The organism is Streptomyces graminilatus, assembly GCF_001418565.1.
GTDB classification, from domain to species: domain Bacteria; phylum Actinomycetota; class Actinomycetes; order Streptomycetales; family Streptomycetaceae; genus Streptomyces; species Streptomyces graminilatus.
Genome location: NZ_LIQQ01000730.1, coordinates 1 through 1585 on the forward strand (window position 1 = coordinate 1; position 1585 = coordinate 1585).

The following is a 1585-nucleotide window of genomic DNA, read 5'->3' on the forward strand; positions in this document are numbered from 1 at the left end:
CCACCCGGCAACGCGTCCATCAGCCGGCCACGCGCCGCCACCACACGACACGCATCACCCAAAGACAGCACCCCCGCCACATGGGCAGCGGCGATCTCCCCCACCGAATGACCCACCACGAACCGCGGCACCACACCCCACGACTCCACCAACCGGAACGCCGCCACCTCAAACGCGAACAACCCCGCCTGAGCCCACACCGTCCGATCCAACAACCCCACCACGTCACCCTCGGACTCCGAAGGCCACACCACCGACGTCAGCGGCTCCCCCAACAGCGGATCCAGCACCTCACACACCGCATCCCACGCCCCCGCGAACACCGGGAACGCCTCATACAGACCCCGCCCCATACCCAACCGCTGCGCACCCTGCCCCGAGAACAACACAGCGCACGAAGCAGAGTCGGCCACACCCCGCACCACACCCGGCACGTCCGACCCCGACGCCACCGCGCCCAGCCCCGCCAGCAGCTCAGCACGATCCCGGCCCGACACCACCGCCCGATGCTCGAACACCGACCGACCGCTCGCCAGCGAGAACCCCACGTCCACCAGGTCCAGCGCCTCGTCGGCCTCAACACGCGCACGCAACCGCGCCGCCTGCCCCCGCAACGCCACCTCACTGCGCCCCGACACCGGCCAGGAAACAGAAACCGGACCCGCCACCGACCCAGGCTCGCCCTCCCCGCTCCGGTCGATCTCCTCGGGGGCGGGACCCTGCTCGAGGATGACGTGCGCGTTGGTACCACTCACCCCGAAGGCGGACACACCCGCCCGGCGCGGGCGGTCGGCCTCCGGCCACTCCCGCGCCTGGGTCAGGACCTGGACGGCACCGGTGGACCAGTCGACCTGGTCGGTCGGCTTGTCGACGTGCAGCGTGGCCGGCAGCATGCCGTGCCGCATCGCCTCGACCATCTTGATCACACCAGCAACACCCGCAGCGGCCTGCGTATGACCGATGTTGGACTTGACGGAACCGAGCCACAGCGGACGCTCCTCCGACCGTTCCCGGCCGTAGGTGGCCAGCAGGGCCTGGGCTTCGATCGGGTCGCCGAGACGGGTGCCCGTGCCGTGTGCCTCGACGGCGTCGACCTCGGCCGCGTCGAGTCCGGCGACGGCCAGGGCCTGCCGGATCACCCGCTGCTGCGACGGACCATTCGGAGCCGTCAGCCCATTACTCGCACCGTCCTGATTGACCGCACTGCCCCGCACCACAGCCAGCACCCGATGCCCAAGCCGCTCAGCATCCGACAGCCGCTCCACCAGCAGCACACCCGCGCCCTCACCCCAGCCCGTACCGTCCGCGTCGACCGAGAACGCCTTGCAGCGGCCGTCCACCGACAGCCCCCGCTGCCGCGAGAACTCCACGAACGACAGCGGCGACGACATCACCGTCACACCACCGGCCAACGCCACATCACACTCACCCGATCGCAGCGCCTGCACGGCGAGGTGCAGCGCGACCAGGGAAGCGGAGCACGCCGTGTCCACCGTCACCGCCGGCCCCTCCAGCCCCAGCGTGTAGGCGATCCGCCCCGACATCACACTCGCCGAGTTCCCGGTGCCCAGGTAGCCCTCGGCGG

General features: G+C 70.8%; 1 protein-coding gene. It reads right to left on the reverse strand.

Translation table 11 applies throughout. The features are described 5' to 3' along the window. The coding region (locus AOK08_RS40730) for a type I polyketide synthase (protein WP_157877020.1) at positions 1–1585 on the reverse strand (1585 nt) is incomplete at both ends.